This is a genomic window from Ruegeria sp. BA12 (genome assembly GCF_056539625.1).
The window spans coordinates 1,032,590-1,054,436 of record NZ_JBQFVF010000001.1 but is presented as its reverse complement, the minus strand read 5'-3'; the positions used below and the strand labels follow the sequence as shown (position 1 = coordinate 1,054,436).

The window sequence follows — 21,847 nt, the reverse complement described above, 5'->3', positions numbered from 1 at the left end:
GATGAGTATTTTGATGTGCGCATTTGCGCGAGAATTGGGTACAAGCGCCGTATCCTGTAGGGGTGCAAAAACGTCGCTTGAAAGACTGCTTGTGTCGAAAATCGACCGACCTTGGCCCATATAGAAGTCTAGAACCGATCCATCTGGTTAGGAGGAATCAACGGCAATGCCTGACGTCACCATCGTATACTGGCGCGATATTCCCGCCCAAGTCATCGTCGGCAAAGGCCGTCGTGGCGCAAAGCGGCAGTTGGAGGAGCGGTTCGAACAAGCCATCGACCGGGCTGCGATGAAAGTGAACGCCAAGGACAGCGATGCCTATCTGGCCGAGTGGCGCAAGGCCGAACCCTTTGCTGTCGAGGGCGACCCGTCCGAGATTGCCGAGGCCGAGGCCGTGCGTTTGGAAACGGAATACGATCAGGACCGCATCAAGGCTCTGATCGCCAATGACGGTTGGGCATGAGCCCAAAATCTATATGGGAGGCCGCAATGGCTTTGCTGAACTTCAAGAAACGTGATGCGGTCGAAAACGGCCCTGTGAATCCGACCGTCGAAGCCTTTTTGCAAGGCTATTCGATCGAGGTGATGCCGCGCACCGCCGAAAAGGTCGAAGATTTCCGCGCGCTGTTGCCCGAAGGCACTCGCGTCTACATCGCCCATATTGAGGGCACGCCCATCGAAGATATGGTCAAGACCGCCAAGCGGATCGCCGACGAAGGTTATCCCGTGATGCCCCATTTCCCGGCGCGGATCATCAAGGATGCGGCAACGTTAGAGAACTGGATCTCGATGTATCAGGGCGAAGCGGGCGTTGATCAAGCGCTGTTGCTGGCCGGTGGTGTCGCCAATCCGCACGGTGATTTCGACAGCTCGATGCAACTGCTGGAATCCGGCCTGTTCGACAAGGCAGGCTTCAAGCGTATGCACGTGGCGGGCCACCCCGAGGGCAACAAGGACATTGACCCGGACGGCTCGACCAAGAATGTCGACGACGCGCTGCGTTGGAAACAGAAATTCAACGAAACCACGGATGCGGAAATGGCTCTGGCAACCCAGTTTGCTTTCGATGCTAAGCCGATCATCGCATGGGCCGACAGCCTGAAAGAAGCGGGCATCGATCTGCCGATCCATATCGGCATCGCGGGCCCGGCCAAGCTGCAGACCTTGATCAAATTCGCCATCGCCTGCGGTGTTGGCCCGTCGCTGAAGGTTCTGCAAAAACGCGCTATGGATGTCTCGAAGCTCTTGCTGCCGTATGAACCGACCGATGTTGTGACTGAGCTGGCCAACCACAAAGCGACCAACCCGGATTTCAACATCACCAACGTACACTTCTTCCCGCTTGGTGGCATCAAGACCAACGCCAACTGGGCGATCAATAACGGCGGCGCTTCGGCAAAGCCTGCAAACGCTTAAGGAACGGACATGACCCGTACAGTCGTAGAATCAAAAACAAAAACAGCCGTCCTGGGATTTGACGAACCGTTTTGCGTCATCGGTGAGCGGATCAACCCGACCGGTCGTAAAAAGCTGGCTGCAGAGCTGGAAGCGGGCGATTTCTCAACCGTTGAGAAAGACGCCATCGCACAGGTCGCCGCAGGGGCCACCGTGTTGGATATCAACGCAGGCGTTGTCTACAACTCGAACCCCAACCCGAACGAGACCGAGCCGCCGCTGATGCGCAAGATTGTCGAGCTGGTACAGGGGCTGGTCGATGTGCCGCTGTGCGTTGACTCCTCAGTTCCCGGCGCTTTGGAAGCGGGTTTGGAAGCCGCGGAAGGTCGTCCACTGCTGAACTCGGTCACCGGCGAAGAAGAGCGGTTGGAAATGGTTCTGCCGCTGGTCAAAAAGTACAACGTTCCAGTCGTTGCGATCTCGAACGACGACACCGGTATTTCAGAAGATCCCGATGTGCGGTTCGAGGTTGCCAAAAAGATCGTCGAGCGTGCCGCTGATTTCGGCATCCCGGCCCATGACATCGTCGTTGACCCGCTGGTTATGCCCATCGGTGCGATGGCAACCGCAGGCCAGCAGGTGTTCGCTCTGGTCCGTCGCCTGCGCGAGGAACTGGGCGTGAACACCACTTGCGGTGCGTCCAACATCTCGTTCGGTCTGCCGAACCGTCACGGCATCAATAACGCGTTCCTGCCGATGGCAATGGGCGCTGGCATGACCTCGGCGATTATGAACCCGGTCGCCTTGCCGGTGACGCAGAAAAAGATTGCCGAGAAGAAAGAGGCCGTCACAGCCGCTGGCATCATCCTGCCCGAAGGCATGGATGACGAGGCTTTCGTCCAGATGTTTGGCCTGGGTTCGACCAAGCCGCGCGCTGGCAAGGAAATGGAGGCCATTCGTGCCGCCAACCTGCTGACCAATAACGACCCGCATGGCGGGGAGTGGATCAGGTTCAACAAAGCGCCGGACGAAGCTGGGGCCGCAGGCGCTGCTGGCGGCCGTCGCGGTGGTGGTCGTCGTCGCCGCGCGTCCTGAACCGGACACTATATACAGTGAAAAGGCTGGGCCTCGCGCCCAGCCTTTTTCGTTCTTGATACCAATCAAGGCTAAGGCGAGGGTGGCGGGTCAGACTGACTGGGACAGATGACGAAGGACCAGCGCAATCATGACCCGACATCACCCCCCAAAGCTCGCCGACGCGGACTTGAACCTGAAATTGGGCAAGCAGAGCTATTTCAAGAAATTGGCCGAGTTGCAGGCGCAGTTGGCGCTGATCCAACAGGCGTTTCTGTTTCACGGAACCAAGGGCGTGCTGGTCTTTGAAGGATGGGATGCGGCAGGCAAGGGCGGCACGATCCGACGGATCAGTCAGGCTCTGGATCCACGCAGTTTCAAAGTGTGGCCAATTGGGGCGCCCCGGAACTATTACCTGAACCGTCACTACCTGTTGCGGTTTTGGGAGAGGTTGCCACCTCAAGGCGCGATCTCTGCCTTTGATCGCAGTTGGTATGGCCGGGTGCTGGTCGAACGGATCGAGAAGTTCACCCCGGAAGAGCGCTGGCGCGCAGCCTATCGCGAGATCAACGATTTTGAACGCATGCTGGTGGATGACGGCACCCGCATCGTAAAGCTGTTCTTTCACATTTCTCAGCAAGAACAGATGGAGCGGTTCACCGAACGCCTACGCAACCCGATGAAGCGGTGGAAACTGACCTATGAGGACTTTCGCAACCGCGAACGATGGGCCGAAGCAGAAGTTGCCGTAGATGAAATGTTGGCCCGTACCTCAACCGATGTCGCGCCATGGTGTGTGATCCCTGCCAACAACAAGAAATATGCAAGAATCAAAGCTATGCAGGCAATTGTTGACGCGTTTTCGAAAGATATCGACCTGAACCCGCAGCATCTGGATCAGCGCACGCTGGATGCGGCATGCGAGGTGCTGGATGTGGATCAATCCCTGATCGACGACCTGCGTGCCCGGACCGAGTAAAATGGGAGCAGAGATGGAAAGACGCTTGCGGTTAATCAATCGCTGGTGCTATTCAGCGCCACGCGGCGGGTATGATGTAATGGTAGCCTGTCAGCTTCCCAAGCTGAACGCGCGGGTTCGATTCCCGCTACCCGCTCCAATCACTCAGATTTTCGCGCCTGAAACAGGTTGATCAAAGCTGGGATTTCGACCGTGTTTTCAGACGCATACGGTTGAAATGCCTTTGTAATTCCTTGTTGGATATTCAATACGTCCTCGGCATCCCCTTCAAAATAGGCGATCAGACGGGCCGCCGGACCGATACGTGTACACAAGGTTGCGCAATCCTCGATCGTTCCGCGAATGCGCAGTAAGACAGGTACTTGTTCGACACGAATATCGGTCAGGCCAGCCTGGTCCAGTAGGCCAGAGACCCGTTCGAGGTCATGAAAGGCCAATGGGCCGGGGGCGTTTCGATCCATTACAGGTGGGTTGCCCAGTCGGGAACATGCGATGATATGCGGTGTCTTGAACCAGGGATTTCCGTCTAATGGTCCCCAAGCGGCAAAGGTCATCTGACCACCCGGCTTCAACGCACGTGCCATGTTGGCAAAGGCAGCGACCGTGTCTTCAAAAAACATCACCCCAAAACGCGAGATCATTGCGTCGCGATCTGCCTCGACAAACCGGTGGGTCTGGGCATCGGCATGTTGGAGGTCGATATTTAACAACCCTTTTTCGATGGCACGTTGCCCCGCGCGGTCCAGAAATGGCTGCGAGAAGTCCGCCGCCAGTACGTGACCGCTTTCGCCTACGGACTCTGCCGCCCTGACGCTGCTTGCACCGGTGCCGCAGCCGATATCTAGCACCCGCATGCCGGGTTGTAGCCCGGCTCGGTCTAGGACCAGATCAAGAACCGGGGCCAACATTTCATCCATCTGCTCTTCAAAGGTTAGCCAATTGGCGCCAGAGGGAGAATTGCTCCAGAATTCGGCCTGTTCTTCGTTCGCTGCTTGCATGATCGCCTCCCTCAGGTGACGCGACTATGACCGGCGTCGGCGTCGGCGACCAGACTTTTCATCGGCCCCTCCGGCCGAGTTGAAGGTAGGTGAGGGCAGGGTGACCACCTGCGACAGCTCCGGGAACGGATCGGTTTTGTGCGGGATAGCGTTTGCGGCGACGAAATGATCCTGGAACTTGGGTTCAATTGCGGTTTCAACCTTGGTGATCTCGCGCACGACGCGCTCGATTTCCGACCGGGCGGTGATGTTACACAGCGCAATCCGCGCACCGGTGCCCGCCGCATTGCCCGCGCTTGAGACCTTGTCCAGCGGCGCGTCGGGGATCATGCCCAGAACCATCGCGTGTTTGGTCGAAATATGCGCACCGAAGGCTCCGGCCAGTACCACGCGATCCACTTTATCGACCTCCATGACATCCATCAGAAGGCGCGCACCGGCATAAAGCGCGGATTTGGCCAGCTGGATGGCACGGATGTCGCCTTGGGTCACGGTTATGCGCGGGCCGCCCTCGGCGCTGGCGTCATGGATCAGGTAGGCATGGGTGCGGCCTTCAGGCACGCAGCGCGTGGTGCCAGTTTGTTCGGCCGACCCAATTAGACCGCTTTCATCCAGCAACCCGGCGATGCGCATTTCAGCGACCGCCTCGATGATGCCCGAACCACAGATGCCGGTGATACCGGTGGTGGCAACGTCCTGATCGAAGCCATCTTCGTCAGACCATTTCTCCGAACCAATAATGCGGAAGCGGGGTTCCTTGGTAACGGGGTCGATCTCGATCCTTTCAATGGCTCCGGGGGCGGCCCTTTGGCCGGAACTGATCTGTGCGCCTTCGAATGCAGGACCTGTGGGCGAGGAACAAGCCAGAACGCGGCTGGTGTTGCCCAGCAGAATTTCGGCGTTGGTGCCGACATCGACGATCAGAACGAGGTCTTCGGATTTTCCGGGCTCCTCGGACAGGGCAACGGCGGCACAGTCGGCGCCGACATGACCCGCGATGCAGGGCAGGATATAGACCTGCGCGCGTGGGTTCATTTTCGTCAGGTCCATCTCACGCGCGGGCAGAGACATGCTTTCCGACGTGGCCAGAGCAAACGGCGCCTGACCAAGTTCAACCGGGTCCAACCCCAGCAATAGATGGTGCATGACTGGGTTGCAGACGAACACGGTCTCGACAATCAGGTCCGCGTCAATCCCGGCCTCTTTAGCAATCGAGGTGGACAGGTCATTGATCGCCTCGCGCACGGCTTTTGTCATTTCCTGATCGCCGCCGGGGTTCATCATCGAATATGACACGCGGCTCATCAGATCTTCGCCAAAGCGGATCTGTGGATTCATCAGGCCCGATGATGCCTTGACCTCACCTGTTTCCAGATCGGTCAGGTGGGCGGCAATGGTGGTTGAGCCAAGGTCAATAGCCAGCCCATACAACCCGCTTTCATGGAGGCCGGGCCATATTTCAACGACCTTCGCGACCGAATCCTTGTGCCCTTTGTGAACAGCAACGGTAACTTCCCATTTACCTTTGCGCAGAACCGGCTGCAGCTTGGACATCAGCGACAGATCGGCTGTGACGGCATCGATGTGCCACTGTTCGCGCAAGGCACGCTCCAGCCGCTCCAGATCGCCTGTGGGTGAGTGCATATCGGGCTCTTCCACCACCACAAAATACAGCCGGGTTGCCGGATCCATGGTGATGGCGCGCGCGGTGGCAGCCTTGCGGACGACCTGCCGGTGTACCTGGCTTTCAGGTGGTACGTCGATCACGATGTCGCCCTGAACCGTCGCCTGACAGCCCAGACGGCGACCGGTTTTCAACCCGCGCTTGTCGTCGTAACGCTGTTCGACCGCGTTCCATTCGCTCAGCGCGTCATCGGATACAGTCACGCCGTGCTTGGGAAACTCTCCATAGCTGGGCGTGATCTGGCATTTTGAACAGATCCCGCGCCCGCCACAGACCGAATCCAGGTCGACGCCCAACTGCCGGGCAGCGGTCAGAACCGGGGTGCCGACGGGGAAATGCCCGCGTTTGCCCGAGGGGGTAAAGACAACAAGGGGATCGGTGGTCATATCTGGCCTGCCTTTTTGTATTCGCGCGTTTGCCGGCAAGATATGGGTTTGTGCGCAAAGGGAAAGGGCATTCCGCGGCACGTTTTGGATAATGAACGTCGTTTTTTACTGTGGTAGCGGCTTGCGGGGGAAAACTAGTTTAGGTCAGGGGCTTTTCCTTGGGATGAATCCATGTAATAGGGTCACCGCCAAACGGGCTTTTGCATGAGGTTAGTAGATGCAGATTCGTGAGGCACTTACCTTTGACGACGTACTCTTGGTTCCGGGGGCATCGACGGTGCTGCCTGCGACGGCGGACACGACCACGCGCGTGACCCGTGAGATTACCATGAACATCCCGCTGCTCAGCTCGGCCATGGACACGGTGACCGAGGCGCGCATGGCCATTGCCATGGCGCAGGCCGGTGGCATTGGCGTTATTCATAAGAACCTGACAACCGAAGAACAGGCCCGCGAAGTGCGGCGGGTCAAGCGGTTTGAGTCCGGCATTGTGTATAATCCGGTGACCCTGCGCGCGGATCAGACGCTGGCAGATGCGCAGGCGCTGGTGCAGCGTTACAACTTTACTGGCTTTCCGGTGATTGATGACCAAGGTCGCGTCGTTGGTATCGTGACAAACCGTGACATGCGTTTTGCGACCTCGGATGATACGCCGATCAAGGCGATGATGACCTCGGACAATCTGGCGATGCTGAAAGAGCCCGCCGATCTGGAAGAGGCCAAAAGCCTGATGCGAGCCCGTCGGATCGAAAAGCTGCTGGTGGTCGATGGCGAGGGCAAGCTGACCGGCCTGCTGACGTTGAAGGACACCGAACAAGCGGTGCTGAATCCAACGGCCTGCAAGGACCGCCTGGGCCGTTTGCGTGTGGCTGCGGCGACCTCGGTCGGGGATGCCGGGTTTGAACGGTCTGAGCAACTGGTGGATTCCGGTGTCGACATCATCGTGGTCGATACCGCGCATGGTCATTCCCAAGGCGTTCTGGACGCGGTGAAGCGTGTCAAGACGCTGTCAAATGAGGTTCAGATCATTGCGGGTAACGTGGCAACGGGTGAAGCGACCAAGGCACTTATCGATGCCGGCGCGGATGCGATCAAGGTTGGTATCGGGCCTGGGTCGATCTGCACCACGCGGATGGTTGCGGGGGTCGGGGTGCCTCAGCTGACAGCGATCATGGATTGCGCTTCGGCCGCCGGAGATGTTCCGGTGATTGCGGATGGTGGCATCAAATTCTCGGGCGATTTCGCCAAGGCGATTGCGGCGGGCGCATCCTGTGCGATGGTCGGCTCGATGATCGCGGGCACCGATGAAAGCCCGGGAGAAGTGATCCTGTATCAGGGCCGTTCATTCAAATCCTATCGCGGCATGGGTAGCCTGGGCGCGATGGCGCGCGGCTCGGCAGATCGGTATTTCCAGAAGGATGCGGCCAACGACAAACTGGTGCCCGAAGGGATCGAAGGGCAGGTGCCTTACAAAGGGTCGGCCAGCGCGGTGGTCCACCAATTGGTTGGCGGTTTGCGCGCGGCGATGGGCTATACCGGTTGTGCGACAGTTGAAGAAATGCGCAAGAACTGCAATTTCGTCAAAATCACTGGTGCAGGCCTGAAAGAAAGCCACGTGCATGACGTGCAGATCACCCGTGAAAGCCCGAACTACCGGGTGATGTAATTGTATCCAATGCGTAATGCGGCGTCCGGATCAGGGCGCCGTTTTGCATTTTCAGCGCATCTTTACGCGCCAAGACAACAGCATCGGAAAACACTATGACCCCGGCCGCTCGTATTCAGGCATCGATTGAAATCCTTGACCAGATTCTGTCGGGTATGCCCGTCGAGAAGTCTCTGACCAACTGGGCGCGACGCAGCCGGTTTGCCGGGTCCAAGGATCGTGCTGCGGTTCGTGATCATGTGTTTGATGCGTTGCGGTGTCAGCGGTCCTATGCGGCGCTGGGTGGTGCTGACACTGGCCGAGGTTTGATGATCGGTGCGCTTCGCGCCTCTGGCGAACGGCCGGAGGATTTGTTCACAGGCGCCCGTCACGCGCCCGCGGTTTTATCTGAGTGTGAGGTCAGGCGTGATTTTCATTCGGATGCCGAGTCTTTGGACATTCCCGAATGGCTCTGGCCCAGATTTCAGTCCTCACTGGGAGATCAGGCAGTTGCCGTCGCGCGGGCGCTGCAACACCGCGCGCCGGTGCATCTGCGGGTTAATCTGGTCAAAACGGATGTAGCTTTCGCAAGCAAATCGCTAGCGGCTGAAGACATAACAGCCGCCCCGCATCCAACTTGCGAAACAGCCTTGGAAGTGACCCAAGGCGCGCGCAAGATCGCCCAAAGCCGGACCTATGCAATGGGGTTGGTCGAACTTCAGGATGCCGCCAGTCAGGCCGTTGTGGCCGCTTTGAATCTGCGCCCGGGGATGCGGGTTCTGGACTATTGCGCAGGTGGGGGTGGTAAGTCGTTGGCCCTGGCCGCGCATCAGGGGGTCGAGGTGTTTGCCCATGATGTAAACGCAGGCCGGATGCGCGACCTGCCTGCGCGCGCGGAACGTGCGGGGGTGCGGATTCAGATCGTGTCCACGGATAAACTCGAACAGCAAAAGCCGTTTGATGTCATTCTCGCGGATGCGCCATGTTCGGGCAGCGGGTCGTGGCGACGTGCGCCTGCGGGCAAGTGGGCGCTAACCGAAAGTCGCTTGCAGGAGCTTACCGGAATTCAATCGACCATTCTGGATAAGTTATCGACAATGGTCGCGCCGGGCGGTGTCTTGGCCTATGCGACGTGTTCTATGTTGGAGGATGAAAACGGCGCTGTCGTCGCCTCCTTTCTGCGCGCCAATCCAGAGTGGTCCGAGGCGTTTCGCAAAACGTGGCTTGTTTCGCACGGAGCTGATGGTTTCTTCACTGCACACTTGACGCGATAGTGCGTCAGGTCATAGCAACTTTAGGTAGAGTATCCGGTTTCGCTTAATCGGACATTAACCTTATTTGGGCTGACTACGCCAAAGCCCATCGACTTGAGTTGTTTATGACTGACACTACGGAAGTATTCGCCGATCCGTCTGACCACAAAACCCCATCCGGCCTGCGGCTTGCCTCTTTGGTTGTCATCGGTGCGCTTCTAAGCCTGACGCCGGTTTTAGGGCTGTTGCCCGACGTTTGGCATACAGGCTTCATGGTTGCGGGCGTATCCCTTCTGGCCGCTTCGTTTCTGGTGGTTCTTCGGGGGAAGATCACGGACTATTTGGCGCAGCAGGCGGTGAAAACCATGGCCGTTTTTGCAGAGCAAGATCTGTTTCCCTGCGTGATTGCGAATGCCCAAGGCGAAATTCTGGCCGCCAACCCCGAGGCACGCGCGCAGTTTCAGGCCTTTGCAGGCAGTCGGTTAGAGCAATGCCTGAAATCCCTGTTCGCGAACCCTCCGGCTATTTTGCTTCGACTGCAGTCATCGGCTGAAATTTATGGCAAAGCCCGCGAAGACATTGTGACCGTTGGGTCAACGATCCCGGTTTCAGTGTTCAACGTTGGTCAGGGTCGGTTTTGCTGGCGTTTTCATCTGGATACGCCTGGACAGTGGGACGAGGTCAACATCCCGGTCCTGACCGAGGGGCGCAACGGCACTTTGCTGCGGGTGAATGACGCAGCGGCGCATATGCTGGGGCAGAGGCCGGACGCGCTGAACGAAGTGCTCACGAGCGATTCTCTTACGCAGGGTGAAATTGTACAGGTTCAGACAACAAGGGGTGCGGTTTCAGCCATTGTATGCGAACTCGGCTGGTCCGGCACTGTGCGAAACCTGCTCGTGTTGCCTGTGGCGCAGGACCGGCAAGCCAGCAGTGGTACATCCTTTGCCGATTTGCCAGTGCCGATCATGCGCCTTGCCCCCGATGGTCGTATTCTCGAGGCGAACCGGCTGGCGGTAAAGTTGATCGGCGATATCGAGCCCGACGAAACCAATGTCGATCAGATTATGCAAGGGCTGGGGCATCCAATCTTGGATTGGTTGGGGCGGACCGCCGCACAAGAACCCACGATGCGGTCCGAGTTTCTGCGTCTGACCCGCCAGGACAAAGAGATTTTTGTTCAGGTCACCTTAAACCGTGTGGTGAACAACGGGCAGGTCTGCCTGATTGCGGTGTTGAATGACGCTACTGAACTCAAAACGCTTGAGGCACAGTTCGTGCAGGGTCAGAAAATGCAGGCGGTGGGCCAGTTGGCCGGTGGCGTTGCCCATGATTTCAACAATTTGCTGACAGCCATTTCCGGGCATTGCGACCTGCTGCTTTTGCGGCACGACCAAAATGACCCGAACTACGGCGATCTGGTTCAGATCAACCAGAATGCCAACAGGGCTGCGGCTCTGGTCAGTCAGCTGCTGGCGTTTTCGCGCAAACAAACCTTGCAGCCCGAGGTGCTGGACCTGCGCGATACGATCTCGGATCTGATCCACCTGCTGAACCGGTTGGTGGGCGAAAAAGTGCGTCTGATACTCAGCCATGATCCGGTTCTGAAACCCGTCCGGGCGGACAAAAGACAGCTAGAGCAGGTGCTGATGAACCTAGTTGTGAACGCGCGCGACGCCATGCCGGATGGCGGCGAGATTCGGATTGAGACCGAGGTGGTCGTGCTGAGCCAACCCTTCACACGCGACCGTGCCACGGTTCAGCCGGGGGAATACGTGACCGTCAAGGTAATCGACAGCGGCACTGGTATCCCGGCAGACAAGCTGCAAAAGGTATTTGAGCCGTTCTATACGACCAAGCGCACTGGCGAAGGTACGGGGTTGGGCTTGTCCACGGTCTATGGAATCGTCAAGCAAACGGGCGGGTTCATTTTTGTCGACAGCCTTCCGGGACATGGAACTGAATTCATTGTCTACCTTCCGGTGTCCGCCGCGCCTCAGGAAGTTCAGCAAGAGGTGTTGCCCGCGGTCGAAACGCAAAGCGCTCGGCAGGGTGAGGGTGTTGTGCTGTTGGTTGAAGACGAGGCCCCGGTGCGTGCCTTTGCAACACGCGCATTAAGGTTGAAGGGCTATACCGTTCTTGAGGCCGAGTCGGCAGAAGAGGCACTGCGCTTGCTTGAGGACGGGGCGTTGAATGTCGATGTTTTTGTCACCGATGTGGTCATGCCCGGGATGGATGGGCCAACCTGGGTGCGTCAGGCGATGAAAACGCGTCCGGATGTACGGGTGATCTTCATGTCTGGCTATACCGAAGGGGCCTTTGGTGATTCCGGGCCGGAAATCGCGCATTCGGCCTTCTTGCCGAAACCATTCTCATTGAATGAGCTGACCGAAGCGGTGTTTCAACAGATTAACTGACCAAATCAAAGTGCAGCGTCGTGGCATATGAACTCGGCGTCGTGGCGTTTTCGAAATTTTCGCTCGGTTTCAGGTGACAGGGCAAGCTCACGTCGGGGTGAGACATTTTCCTGCTGCAGGTTAATCTGCATGTTCAGACGATCCTGAAGGAAGTTTAAAATCTTATCCTGATTTTCGTATTTGAAGACATGGCTTGCACCAAAACCGTTGCTTCGGGTGCGGAAAAACTGACTTTGGCTGCCGACATCCGCGAAATCGGGGCGCGGAGATTTCATATAGGCCTGCACAAAATCGTCAAAGGATATGTCACGAGTTGAATGTGGATGCCCGACCCGGCCATCGCGGCTGCGGAAACGGTACCAACTGCCCAGCCAGTCGATCGGTTCGCGTACGACGGCCATGATCTCCATTTCGGTGTCGTACATTTTCCGAAAAATGTTCTGAAAAAAGCGGTCATAGCGCCGTACAGGAGCGTGTTTCAGATCCGGTGGACCGGTTACGACAAAATCGGCGCGCTCGCGCAGGGCTGAGTGATAGGCCGTGCTGCCGGTCTTTGGAACAGTCAGAAACGCAAGGCGTTCCTTATAGAAAACAAGCATTTATTTGCCTTTTGCCGATCTTTGTTACGGGTGCAGATTGGCGTAAACGACTCTTTAACACAATTGCCCAACAGTAAGTATTGTAAGTTTTAGTTGAAATGTTCTCTTTTTGGTCCCATAAGGAACAAGAGGCGAACAAAGCAGCGATTGCCGCCCGTTCAAGGGTGTGACAAAAGGGAAGGCGACAGGACAATGGCGGATCTTCTGACGATGAGCGACAAGAAAAACGCAGACAAGCAAAAGGCGCTCGACAGCGCGCTGGCCCAGATCGAACGCCAGTTCGGCAAGGGCTCGATCATGAAGCTGGGCGAGGATTCCAAGCAGGACATCGAGGCCAGCTCGACCGGCTCTCTGGGTCTGGATATTGCTCTGGGGATTGGCGGCCTACCGATGGGTCGGATCGTTGAAATTTACGGGCCAGAAAGCTCTGGTAAGACGACGCTGACGTTGCACTGCATTGCCGAACAGCAAAAGCGTGGTGGTGTTTGCGCCTTTGTTGACGCGGAACATGCGCTGGACCCACAATATGCGCGAAAGCTGGGCGTCGACCTGGATGAGTTGCTGATCTCACAGCCCGACACCGGCGAACAGGCGCTAGAGATTACCGATACGTTGGTGCGCTCGGGTGCGGTGAACATGGTTGTCGTCGACTCTGTTGCGGCTTTGACGCCGAAATCCGAGTTGGAAGGCGACATGGGCGACAGCAATGTCGGCGTTCAGGCCCGTTTGATGAGCCAGGCGATGCGCAAACTGACCGGTTCGATCAGCCGCTCGAACTGCATGGTAATCTTCATCAACCAGATTCGGATGAAAATCGGCGTGATGTTCGGCAGCCCGGAAACCACGACCGGTGGTAACGCGCTAAAATTCTACAGCTCGGTCCGCCTGGACATCCGCCGCATCGGTGCAATCAAGGATCGCGATGAGGTTGTGGGCAACCAGACCCGCGTCAAAGTGGTCAAGAACAAGGTGGCGCCGCCATTCAAGCAGGTGGAATTCGACATCATGTATGGCGAAGGCATCAGCAAGATGGGCGAACTGCTGGATCTGGGCGTCAAGGCCGGCGTGGTCGAAAAATCGGGCTCGTGGTTCAGCTATGGCGACGAACGGATCGGGCAGGGGCGAGAGAATGCCAAGCAATACCTGCGCGATAACAGCCGCGCCGCGCTTGAGATTGAAGACAAGATTCGCGCAGCACACGGTCTGGATTTCGAAATGCCGCCCGGCGCGACTGAGGATGATGATATCCTCGAGGCATAAACGCTCGCTGACGGGAACGGAAAAAATTCCGCGTCACACAGCCAGTGCTTAGAAAATCCGAAACAAGGCGGTCCATCGGGGTCGCCTTGTTTCGTTCTGCGAGTCCAACGCTGTGGACTATCCGCAGGGACAGGGATAAACCCGTTTTGACACAATATGATTGCGCGCCGAGAGAGCCTTATGCCCACGCTGAATGATATCCGATCAACCTTTCTGAACTACTTTGACAAACAGGGGCACGAAGTGGTGCCGTCCAGCCCTCTGGTCCCGCGCAACGACCCAACCTTGATGTTCGTGAACTCGGGGATGGTGCAGTTCAAAAACCTGTTTACCGGTGTGGAAACCCGCGACTACCAGCGTGCGACCACCGCTCAGAAATGTGTGCGCGCGGGCGGCAAGCACAACGATCTGGACAATGTGGGCTATACCGCACGGCACCACACGTTCTTTGAAATGCTGGGGAATTTCTCGTTCGGTGATTATTTCAAACCCGAGGCAATCCCGTTTGCCTGGGAGTTGATCACTAAGGAATTCGGTGTCGACAAGAACCGCCTGCTGACCACTGTCTATCACACCGATGATGAGGCGTTTGAAATCTGGAAGAAGGTTGGTGTGCCAGAAGACCGGATCATCCGTATCGCCACCAATGACAACTTCTGGCAGATGGGCCCCACCGGTCCGTGCGGTCCGTGTACCGAGATTTTCTATGATCATGGCGATCACATCTGGGGTGGCCCTCCCGGATCGGCCGAGGAAGACGGCGACCGGTTCATTGAAATCTGGAACATCGTTTTCATGCAGAACGAGCAGTTCGAAGACGGCTCGATGGTCGAACTCGACATGCAGTCGATCGACACCGGCATGGGGCTGGAGCGAATTGGGGCGCTGCTGCAAGGAAGCCATGACAACTATGACACGGACCTGTTCAAAACCCTGATCGAGGCGTCGGCGGACGCCACGGGTGTTGATCCTTATGGTGATCAGAACGTGCATCACCGGGTGATTGCAGATCACCTGCGTTCGACGTCGTTCCTGATCGCAGATGGTGTGATGCCGTCGAATGACGGACGAGGCTACGTTCTGCGGCGGATCATGCGCCGCGCCATGCGTCACGCGCATTTGCTGGGCGCGAAAGACCCGGTCATGCACCGGTTGGTGCCCGCGCTGGTGCAACTGATGGGCGCGCAATATACCGAGCTTGGTCAGGCGCAAGCTCTGATCGAAGAGACGCTGCTGCTGGAAGAAACCCGCTTTAAACAGACGCTGGATCGCGGTCTTAAGCTGTTGGATGATGAGGTCTCTGGCCTGCCTGAAGGCAGTGCATTGTCTGGTGAAGCGGCGTTCAAGCTGTATGACACTTACGGTTTCCCACTGGATTTAACGCAAGATGCATTGCGTGAAAAAGGCCGGACTGTGGATACGGACGGGTTCGATGCGGCCATGGCCGAGCAAAAAGCCAAGGCCCGCGCCGCTTGGGCCGGGTCCGGTGAGTCAGCGGATCAGGCCGTTTGGTTTGACGTTCTGGATGCAGCGGGCGCCACCGATTTTCTGGGTTACGACACCGAAAAAGCCGAAGGGCAGGTGGCAGCTCTGGTGGTTGATGGCGCTTTGGTCGACAAGATTGAAAAGGGCGGCTCGGGATGGGTTGTCGTGAACCAGACGCCTTTCTATGGCGAAGCTGGTGGTCAGGTTGGGGACACCGGGGAAATTCGGCGTCTTGAGAACCTGCAAGACGTGGCGCAGGTCGAAGACACGCGCAAGTTTGCAGAAGGTAAGGTTTATGCGCATCGGGTCACGGTAAGTCAGGGTACTTTGTCTAAGGGCGATGCTGTTGAGCTTGAGGTTGATCATGCCCGTCGAACAGCGATCCGGGCCAACCATTCGGCCACGCACTTGCTGCACGAGGCGCTCCGCGAAACGCTGGGTGATCACGTGGCACAACGCGGTTCGCTGAATGCATCAGATCGGCTGCGTTTCGATTTCAGCCATTCCAAGGCGCTTAGCCCTGATGAGATTCAAAAGATTGAACGTGAGGTGAATGAATTCATTCGCCAGAACTCGACCGTTGAAACCCGAATCATGACGCCCGACGATGCGCGCGAACTGGGTGCGCAGGCGCTGTTTGGTGAGAAGTACGGTGACGAAGTCCGGGTTGTGTCGATGGGCAAAGCTCAGACAGGCAAGGGTCATGACGGTGATACATGGTCCATCGAACTGTGTGGCGGCACGCATGTGCGTCAGACCGGTGATATCGGCACGTTTGTTGTACTGGGTGACAGTGCCAGCAGTGCCGGTGTGCGCCGGATCGAGGCGCTGACCGGGGATGAGGCATTCCGGCATCTGTCCGCGCAAGATCAGCGGCTGGGTCAGATCGCTTCGGAATTGAAAGCGCAGCCGGATGATGTGGTCACCCGTGTCAAGTCTCTGCTGGATGAGCGCAAAGCCTTGCAAAACGAGGTTGCTCAGTTGCGCCGTGATCTGGCGATGGCCGGTGGTGCAGGGCAGGGCGGCGGAGCCGAGACGCGCGAAGTGAACGGTGTGCCTTTCCTGGCGCAGGCGCTGAGCGGAGTTTCCGGCAAGGATCTACCTGCATTGATTGACGAACACAAAAGCCGTCTGGGCTCGGGCGCGGTGCTGTTGATTGCGGATGCCGGTGGCAAGGCTGCCGTGGCTGCTGGTGTAACATCGGACCTGACCGACAAGGTTTCAGCCGTTGATTTGGTACGGGCTGCAGTGGTCGAACTGGGTGGTAAGGGTGGCGGCGGACGCCCGGACATGGCGCAGGGCGGTGGCCGGGATGCGTCAAATTCAGAAGCGGCAATCAAAGCCGCAGAACAAGTTTTGGGAGGATAAAATGCCGGCACTTTGGATTGCCCACGTGACCGTGACAGACAACGAGGCCTATGGCAAATATGCTGAACTGGCAGGACCGGCGCTTGCCAAGCACGGGGGCTCGTTCATCGCACGTGCTGGACGGTATGTGCAGCTTGAAGGGAAAGAGCGCCCACGCAATGTTGTTGCCCGTTTCCCCTCAGTCGAGGCCGCAGTGGAATGCTACAATTCACCCGAATATCAACAGGCGCTGGACCATGCACGCGGGGCTAGTGAACGTGAATTGTTGATTGTCGAGACCACTGAATAAAGCTCGACCGCCAAAGATTGGCCAACTTCTGGTTGTGTAAGCGGAATTTAGCCAATGGATAAGTCAGGCAACTTGATGAGTCGTCTGGCTTTTTTGACATCGCAATATTTCTATATATTACAGTTATTTGTCTTCAATAACTTGCGCTAAGTTAACCTTACGTAACTTTTGGATTGTGGCCGAGCCCTCACAATTCTTGCCTGAAATGGTCAAAATGCGGAACGAATTTCCGCCTCTTTTTCCTTGCAACTTCACCTCAGATTGCGCAAACGACCCCGTCTACTGATAGTTAAGCTAAACGATCTACGGTCCTGTTTGTCCGCAATTGCGAGGATGAATAATGGTCGAGGAACAGGCATGAAGCTGTTGAGCAATGAACTCAGAGATGTATCTGCACGGTTGATCTCATCAATTGGTCGACTGGTTGCTGTATCCGCATTGGCGTTAGGAACTTTGGGTGTTGGCACCGATGCACAAGCAACCGAGGGACGCTTTATCCAGATTGCAGCCGTGTCGCCGCCGCCGTCAGGCGCTCGGCAATTGTGCCGTCAATACAGATGGGCGTGTTCGACCAAAGCAACTGTATCCATGTCCAGCCAGAAAGAGATGCAGATTATTCAGCACGTAAATCGTCAAGTGAATGCTACGACACGCGCGGTGACAGATCGGTCGCAATATCGGACCGCGGAAAGATGGGCCTTGCCGACCTCTCGTGGTGGAGATTGCGAAGATTTTGCACTGCTTAAGAAACGCGATTTAATTCGGGCCGGGGTTGATCCCAGTAAATTGCTGATCGCGACTGTGTTAGATGCAAAGCGCAATTCACATGCCGTGCTTGTCTATCGCTCGGCAGCCGGGGATTTGGTTTTGGATAACCTAACCAATCAGATCAAACCGTGGGCCGCCACGCAATATCTGTTCCTTCGCATGCAAAACCCCAGGAAACCCAGCGGTTGGGTCGGCGTTTACGGTCGTAGCTGAGACTTTTTCCATTTCCCCTCAGGCTGGAGGGAAAAAAGGGCGGCCCTGAGGTCGCCCTTTGTGCATTCCATAGGTTTTAGCTTGGTCTGACCATTCAAATCCGAATCTAAGGACGCAAGTCAGATGCAGCTGTTCGGTTAAAACGTTCCACCACTGCCGGGGCCGCCAGCGTTTCCACCAGAAGCGCCGCCTGTGCTGCCGCCATTACCGTTGCCGCCGCCGCCGCCACCTTGTCCGTTGTTGCTGCCGCCATTGCCGGTGCCCGGTCCTGAACCACCGTTGTTGCCGCCGCCATTACCGCTGTTTCCGGCGTTCCCGTTCCCATTGCCCGGGCCACCGTTATTGCCGCCGTTGCCACTGCCGCCATCGGTGCCGCCGCCATTGCTGCCGCCGTTCCCGGAACCGCCACCGCCATTGCCGCTACCGCCGCCTTGGCCATTATTGCTGCCGCCATTACCGGTGCCCGGTCCTGAACCACCGTTGTTGCCGCCGCCATTACCGCTGTTTCCGGCGTTCCCGTTCCCATTGCCCGGGCCACCATTATTGCCGCCGTTGCCATTGCCGGAGTTGCCACCGTCGCCGTTATTGCCGCCGTTGCCATTGCCGGAATTGCCACCGCCGCCATTGTTGCCGCCGTTGCCGTTACCGGAATTGCCACCGTCGCCATTGTTGCCGCCGTTGCCGTTACCGGAATTGCCACCGTCGCCATTGTTGCCGCCGTTGCCGTTACCGGAATTGCCACCACCGCCATTGTTGCCGCCGTTGCCGTTACCGGAATTGCCATCGCCGCCATTATTGCCGCCATTGCCGTTCCCGGAATTGCCACCGTCGCCATTGTTGCCGCCGTTGCCATTGCCGGAATTGCCACCGCCGCCATTGTTGCCGCCGTTGCCGTTACCGGAATTGCCACCGCCGCCATTGTTGCCGCCGTTGCCGTTGCCGGAATTGCCACCGCCGCCATTATTGCCGCCGTTGCCATTGCCGTTATTACCGCCGCCGCCGCCGCCACCGTTATTGCCGCCGCCGCCGCCGCCACCGTTATTGCCGCCGCCGCCGCCGCCACCGTTATTGCCGCCGCCGCCGCCGCCACCGTTATTGCCGCCGCCACCGCCGCCATTGTTGCCGCCACCGTCGTCACTGCTGCCGCCGCCGTTATCACCGTTGCCTGAATCGCCAAAGGTGTCGCTATCACTATCGCGATCAGATGCAGCCGTGGACGCCGTTGGCAAATCAGTCAGGACAGCCGCAAAAGCCGGACAACTATCAAGTGTACGGGCCAGAATGTCCTCGAAATCAGCTCGGCGTTGAATATAGCGCAACATGCGCGTATCGACGACTGAGCAGCCGCACAACGTTTCTGTCGATACCGATTGTCGGGCTGTTTTGATGTTGCATCTTTCCGCCTGCGCCGCGCTGGCGGTGATGAACGGTAATGTTGCTGAGACAAATACAAAAGATAATAAATGAGTTTTCACGCGCATGGCGTAGCTCCTTCAGAACTCGTTACTAACACTATCGCACGACAATTCGTGCTTGACGTTTTGACACAATAATTGTGCCACACTTCAACCACAATTACACCTATTTTAGGTCACATTTACAAGAGGGGCATACTTTGAATTCTTGTTGGTAAAAAATTCTGCACACATAAAATACATTAAAAACAAAGAGAAAGCCCACCGAAACGGTGGGCTTTTCATGTATTATTATACCAAGATGGCGTGTAAAATCATTCAATGTGTGACATTGTTGCCATCTTGGAAACTAAACCTATGGGTGACTCAGGCAGATTTTGCCATACGCTTGCGTTCATGCGGGTCCAGAAAGCGCTTGCGTAGACGTACAGCGTTTGGGGTGACCTCAACCAATTCATCATCGTCGATATAGGCAATCGCCTCCTCTAGCGAGAACTGAACGTGGGGCGTCAGCCGTACGGCATCGTCAGATCCGCTTGCGCGGACGTTGGTCAGCTTTTTACCCTTGAGCGGATTCACTTCCAGATCATTGTCGCGCGAATGCTCACCGATAACCATGCCCTGATAAACGTCAGTTTGTGGGGCAACGAACATGCGGCCGCGCTCTTCTAGGTTCCACAGGGCATAAGCCACGGCCTGACCCTTCTCCATCGAGATCAGAACGCCTGCGCGACGGCCCGGGATCGGGCCCTTGTGCGCGGCCCAGCCGTGGAACACGCGGTTCAGAACGCCGGTGCCACGTGTGTCTGTCAGGAACTCGCCATGATACCCGATCAACCCGCGTGAAGGGACGTGTGCGATGATCCGGGTTTTGCCTGCACCGGCGGGGCGCATTTCGGCCAATTCACCTTTGCGTGCACCGGTGATCTTTTCGATCACCGAGCCCGAAAACTCGTCATCGACGTCGATGGTGACTTCTTCGATGGGTTCCAGACGCTGGCCGTCTTCCTCACGGAACAAAACCTGCGGGCGCGAAATGCTGAGTTCGAAGCCTTCACGGCGCATATTCTCGATCAGAACGCCCATTTGCAATTCGCCACGACCCGCGACCTCAAACGCCTCGCCCCCGGGGGTATCGGTGATGCGGATGGCGACGTTGGATTCGGCCTCTTTCATCAGTCGGTCACGAATGACGCGGGATTGGACCTTTTTGCCGTCACGACCTGCCAGAGGGGAATCGTTGATGCCAAAGGTCACAGTGATGGTCGGTGGATCGATGGGCTGGGCGGGCAGGGCTTCTTCGACCTGCGGGGATACCAACGAATCCGCAACGGTGGCTTTGCTCATCCCTGCGATGGTAACGATGTCCCCAGCTTCGGCCACGTCGATGGGTTGCTGCGCGAGGCCACGAAACGCCAGAATTTTCGACGCGCGGAAGTTCTCGATCAGGGTGCCATCGCGGGACAGCGCCTTGAGGCTGTCGCCCGCCTTCAGCGTGCCGCTTTCCACGCGGCCGGTCAGGATACGGCCGATGAAGGGATCACTGCCCAGCGTGGTCGCCAGCATGCGGAACGGTTCGTCCTTGCGTTCGGCCTGTTGCGGGGCAGGGACGTGATCAACGATCAGGTCGAACAGCGCGGTCAGGTCCTTGCGCGGTCCGTCCAGTTCCATATCTGCCCAGCCCGAACGGCCCGATGCGTACATTGCCGGGAAGTCCAGTTGGTCATCATCAGCGCCAAGGTTGGCGAACAGGTCGAAACATTCGTCCAGCGCGCGGTCGGGTTCGGCGTCGGGCTTGTCGACCTTGTTCAAAACGACGATCGGGCGCAGTCCCAGCGCAAGCGCCTTGGAGGTCACAAACTTGGTCTGTGGCATCGGGCCTTCGGCGGCATCGACCAGCAATACAACGCCGTCAACCATGCTGAGAATCCGCTCAACTTCGCCACCAAAATCGGCGTGGCCGGGTGTGTCGACGATGTTGATGCGCGTGCCCTTCCACTCGACCGAGGTGGCTTTAGCCAGGATGGTGATGCCACGCTCGCGTTCAAGATCGTTGCTGTCCATGGCGCGTTCAGCCACAGCTTGGTTTTCCCGGAACGCGCCGGATTGTTTGAGCAGCTCATCCACCAGGGTCGTCTTGCCGTGGTCCACGTGAGCGATGATTGCGATATTGCGCAGGTCCATGAGAGGTCAGCCTTTGAACGGGAAGTTGCCGCGCGCATAGCGTGGTTTGACCAAATAGACCAGCCCTAACCGGCGATCAGTGGCCGGCCGTCTTGGAAAACAGGTGAATGATAAGGATTCCGGCCAAAATCATGATCAATCCAATGACGGCTGGCCAGTCCAGCCTTTGCCCGAAAACAATGAAGCCAATGATCGCGATCAGAAAGATGCCAAGCCCGGACCAGATCGCATAAACAATTCCGACTGGCATGTATCTTAGCGTCAGGCCCAGCAGGTAAAAAGCAATGCCATAGCTGACAACCACCAGAACGGAGGGCCAGAAACGACTGAACTGTTGGCTGGCTTGCAGGGACGTTGTGCCGATGGTCTCTGCGATGACCGCCAGCAACAAGATCAGATAGGCTTTGGGCACGGTAGGTATCTCGACAAATGTTT

At 57.3% G+C, this 21,847-nt stretch carries 17 protein-coding genes and 1 tRNA gene; 12 read left to right on the top strand and 6 right to left on the bottom strand.

The annotated features are described in order from the left end of the window. The first annotated feature begins 166 nt into the window (after positions 1-166). The 5 genes from ACR0B0_RS05205 to ACR0B0_RS05185 all read left to right on the top strand — a co-directional run bounded on the left by ACR0B0_RS05205 (position 167) and on the right by ACR0B0_RS05185 (position 3,587). A complete protein-coding gene (locus ACR0B0_RS05205; protein WP_170324990.1) occupies positions 167-463 on the top strand; it encodes a virulence factor in 297 nt (98 codons plus the stop codon). 26 nt (positions 464-489) lie between these two features. Further along, positions 490-1,416 (top strand): methylenetetrahydrofolate reductase, encoded by a 927-nt coding sequence (locus ACR0B0_RS05200; protein WP_480646693.1) that lies wholly within the window; start codon positions 490-492, stop codon positions 1,414-1,416. Positions 1,417-1,425: 9 nt separating this feature from the next. Beyond that, positions 1,426-2,490 carry a methyltetrahydrofolate cobalamin methyltransferase gene (locus ACR0B0_RS05195; RefSeq protein ID WP_170348771.1) on the top strand — a complete coding sequence of 355 codons (1,065 nt, stop codon included), beginning with the start codon at positions 1,426-1,428 and terminating at the stop codon, positions 2,488-2,490. A gap of 130 nt (positions 2,491-2,620) precedes the next feature. Continuing rightward, positions 2,621-3,448 (top strand): polyphosphate kinase 2 family protein, encoded by an 828-nt coding sequence (locus tag ACR0B0_RS05190; protein WP_480646691.1) that lies wholly within the window; start codon positions 2,621-2,623, stop codon positions 3,446-3,448. Positions 3,449-3,513: 65 nt separating this feature from the next. After that, positions 3,514-3,587 (top strand) — tRNA-Gly (locus ACR0B0_RS05185). 1 nt (position 3,588) lies between these two features. Here ACR0B0_RS05185 and ACR0B0_RS05180 read toward each other — a convergent pair. Next, complete coding sequence (locus ACR0B0_RS05180; protein WP_480646689.1) at positions 3,589-4,446, bottom strand: class I SAM-dependent methyltransferase; 858 nt, start codon at positions 4,444-4,446, stop codon at positions 3,589-3,591. Between the two features lie 24 nt (positions 4,447-4,470). Continuing rightward, positions 4,471-6,516: an ASKHA domain-containing protein gene (locus ACR0B0_RS05175; RefSeq protein ID WP_480646687.1), complete on the bottom strand. Its 2,046-nt coding sequence runs from the start codon at positions 6,514-6,516 to the stop codon at positions 4,471-4,473. Between the two features lie 217 nt (positions 6,517-6,733). Between ACR0B0_RS05175 and guaB the strand changes: the two genes are divergently transcribed. The 3 genes from guaB (at position 6,734) to ACR0B0_RS05160 (ending at position 11,831) form a co-directional block, all read left to right on the top strand. Continuing rightward, entirely contained in the window at positions 6,734-8,182 is a 1,449-nt protein-coding gene (gene guaB, locus ACR0B0_RS05170; RefSeq protein ID WP_170348767.1) for an IMP dehydrogenase, read from the top strand. A 95-nt stretch (positions 8,183-8,277) separates the two neighbouring features. After that, entirely contained in the window at positions 8,278-9,435 is a 1,158-nt protein-coding gene (locus tag ACR0B0_RS05165) for an RsmB/NOP family class I SAM-dependent RNA methyltransferase (RefSeq protein WP_170348766.1), read from the top strand. 104 nt (positions 9,436-9,539) lie between these two features. Further along, positions 9,540-11,831: a hybrid sensor histidine kinase/response regulator gene (locus tag ACR0B0_RS05160; RefSeq protein ID WP_170348765.1), complete on the top strand. Its 2,292-nt coding sequence runs from the start codon at positions 9,540-9,542 to the stop codon at positions 11,829-11,831. Positions 11,832-11,836: 5 nt separating this feature from the next. On the opposite strand, the gene ACR0B0_RS05155 is transcribed toward ACR0B0_RS05160, so the two are convergent. Then, on the bottom strand, positions 11,837-12,430 hold the full coding sequence (locus tag ACR0B0_RS05155) for a sulfotransferase family 2 domain-containing protein (RefSeq protein WP_480646684.1): 594 nt from the start codon (positions 12,428-12,430) through the stop codon (positions 11,837-11,839). A gap of 192 nt (positions 12,431-12,622) precedes the next feature. On the opposite strand from ACR0B0_RS05155, the gene recA reads away from it, so the two are divergent. From recA to ACR0B0_RS05135, 4 genes are all read left to right on the top strand, one after another. Next, positions 12,623-13,690, top strand: coding sequence for a recombinase RecA (recA, locus tag ACR0B0_RS05150; RefSeq protein WP_170348763.1), 1,068 nt, complete (start codon positions 12,623-12,625; stop codon positions 13,688-13,690). 180 nt (positions 13,691-13,870) lie between these two features. Continuing rightward, on the top strand, positions 13,871-16,543 hold the full coding sequence (gene alaS / locus ACR0B0_RS05145) for an alanine--tRNA ligase (RefSeq protein WP_480646683.1): 2,673 nt from the start codon (positions 13,871-13,873) through the stop codon (positions 16,541-16,543). Position 16,544: 1 nt separating this feature from the next. Continuing rightward, complete coding sequence (locus tag ACR0B0_RS05140) at positions 16,545-16,832, top strand: DUF1330 domain-containing protein (protein WP_170348761.1); 288 nt, start codon at positions 16,545-16,547, stop codon at positions 16,830-16,832. A gap of 357 nt (positions 16,833-17,189) precedes the next feature. Then, positions 17,190-17,813 carry a transglutaminase-like cysteine peptidase gene (locus ACR0B0_RS05135; RefSeq protein ID WP_170348760.1) on the top strand — a complete coding sequence of 208 codons (624 nt, stop codon included), beginning with the start codon at positions 17,190-17,192 and terminating at the stop codon, positions 17,811-17,813. Between the two features lie 137 nt (positions 17,814-17,950). Here the strand turns inward: ACR0B0_RS05135 and ACR0B0_RS05130 are convergent, their stop codons facing one another. From ACR0B0_RS05130 to ACR0B0_RS05120, 3 genes are all read right to left on the bottom strand, one after another. Further along, a complete protein-coding gene (locus tag ACR0B0_RS05130; RefSeq protein WP_480646680.1) occupies positions 17,951-19,135 on the bottom strand; it encodes a hypothetical protein in 1,185 nt (394 codons plus the stop codon). 459 nt (positions 19,136-19,594) lie between these two features. Beyond that, positions 19,595-21,412, bottom strand: coding sequence for a translational GTPase TypA (gene typA, locus ACR0B0_RS05125; protein WP_170375397.1), 1,818 nt, complete (start codon positions 21,410-21,412; stop codon positions 19,595-19,597). Positions 21,413-21,488: 76 nt separating this feature from the next. Continuing rightward, entirely contained in the window at positions 21,489-21,824 is a 336-nt protein-coding gene (locus ACR0B0_RS05120; RefSeq protein ID WP_226688434.1) for a DMT family transporter, read from the bottom strand. Positions 21,825-21,847 lie beyond the last annotated feature (23 nt).

What these genes read in the sequence shown, in the direction of transcription:
- ACR0B0_RS05205 (WP_170324990.1), top strand. Translation starts at nt 167, where the DNA reads ATGCCTGACGTCACCATCGTATACTGGCGCGATATTCCCGCCCAAGTC.
- ACR0B0_RS05200 (WP_480646693.1), top strand. Translation starts at nt 490, where the DNA reads ATGGCTTTGCTGAACTTCAAGAAACGTGATGCGGTCGAAAACGGCCCT.
- ACR0B0_RS05195 (WP_170348771.1), top strand. Translation starts at nt 1,426, where the DNA reads ATGACCCGTACAGTCGTAGAATCAAAAACAAAAACAGCCGTCCTGGGA.
- ACR0B0_RS05190 (WP_480646691.1), top strand. Translation starts at nt 2,621, where the DNA reads ATGACCCGACATCACCCCCCAAAGCTCGCCGACGCGGACTTGAACCTG.
- ACR0B0_RS05180 (WP_480646689.1), bottom strand. Translation starts at nt 4,446, where the DNA reads ATGCAAGCAGCGAACGAAGAACAGGCCGAATTCTGGAGCAATTCTCCC.
- ACR0B0_RS05175 (WP_480646687.1), bottom strand. Translation starts at nt 6,516, where the DNA reads ATGACCACCGATCCCCTTGTTGTCTTTACCCCCTCGGGCAAACGCGGG.
- guaB (WP_170348767.1), top strand. Translation starts at nt 6,734, where the DNA reads ATGCAGATTCGTGAGGCACTTACCTTTGACGACGTACTCTTGGTTCCG.
- ACR0B0_RS05165 (WP_170348766.1), top strand. Translation starts at nt 8,278, where the DNA reads ATGACCCCGGCCGCTCGTATTCAGGCATCGATTGAAATCCTTGACCAG.
- ACR0B0_RS05160 (WP_170348765.1), top strand. Translation starts at nt 9,540, where the DNA reads ATGACTGACACTACGGAAGTATTCGCCGATCCGTCTGACCACAAAACC.
- ACR0B0_RS05155 (WP_480646684.1), bottom strand. Translation starts at nt 12,430, where the DNA reads ATGCTTGTTTTCTATAAGGAACGCCTTGCGTTTCTGACTGTTCCAAAG.
- recA (WP_170348763.1), top strand. Translation starts at nt 12,623, where the DNA reads ATGGCGGATCTTCTGACGATGAGCGACAAGAAAAACGCAGACAAGCAA.
- alaS (WP_480646683.1), top strand. Translation starts at nt 13,871, where the DNA reads ATGCCCACGCTGAATGATATCCGATCAACCTTTCTGAACTACTTTGAC.
- ACR0B0_RS05140 (WP_170348761.1), top strand. Translation starts at nt 16,545, where the DNA reads ATGCCGGCACTTTGGATTGCCCACGTGACCGTGACAGACAACGAGGCC.
- ACR0B0_RS05135 (WP_170348760.1), top strand. Translation starts at nt 17,190, where the DNA reads ATGAAGCTGTTGAGCAATGAACTCAGAGATGTATCTGCACGGTTGATC.
- ACR0B0_RS05130 (WP_480646680.1), bottom strand. Translation starts at nt 19,135, where the DNA reads ATGTTGCGCTATATTCAACGCCGAGCTGATTTCGAGGACATTCTGGCC.
- typA (WP_170375397.1), bottom strand. Translation starts at nt 21,412, where the DNA reads ATGGACCTGCGCAATATCGCAATCATCGCTCACGTGGACCACGGCAAG.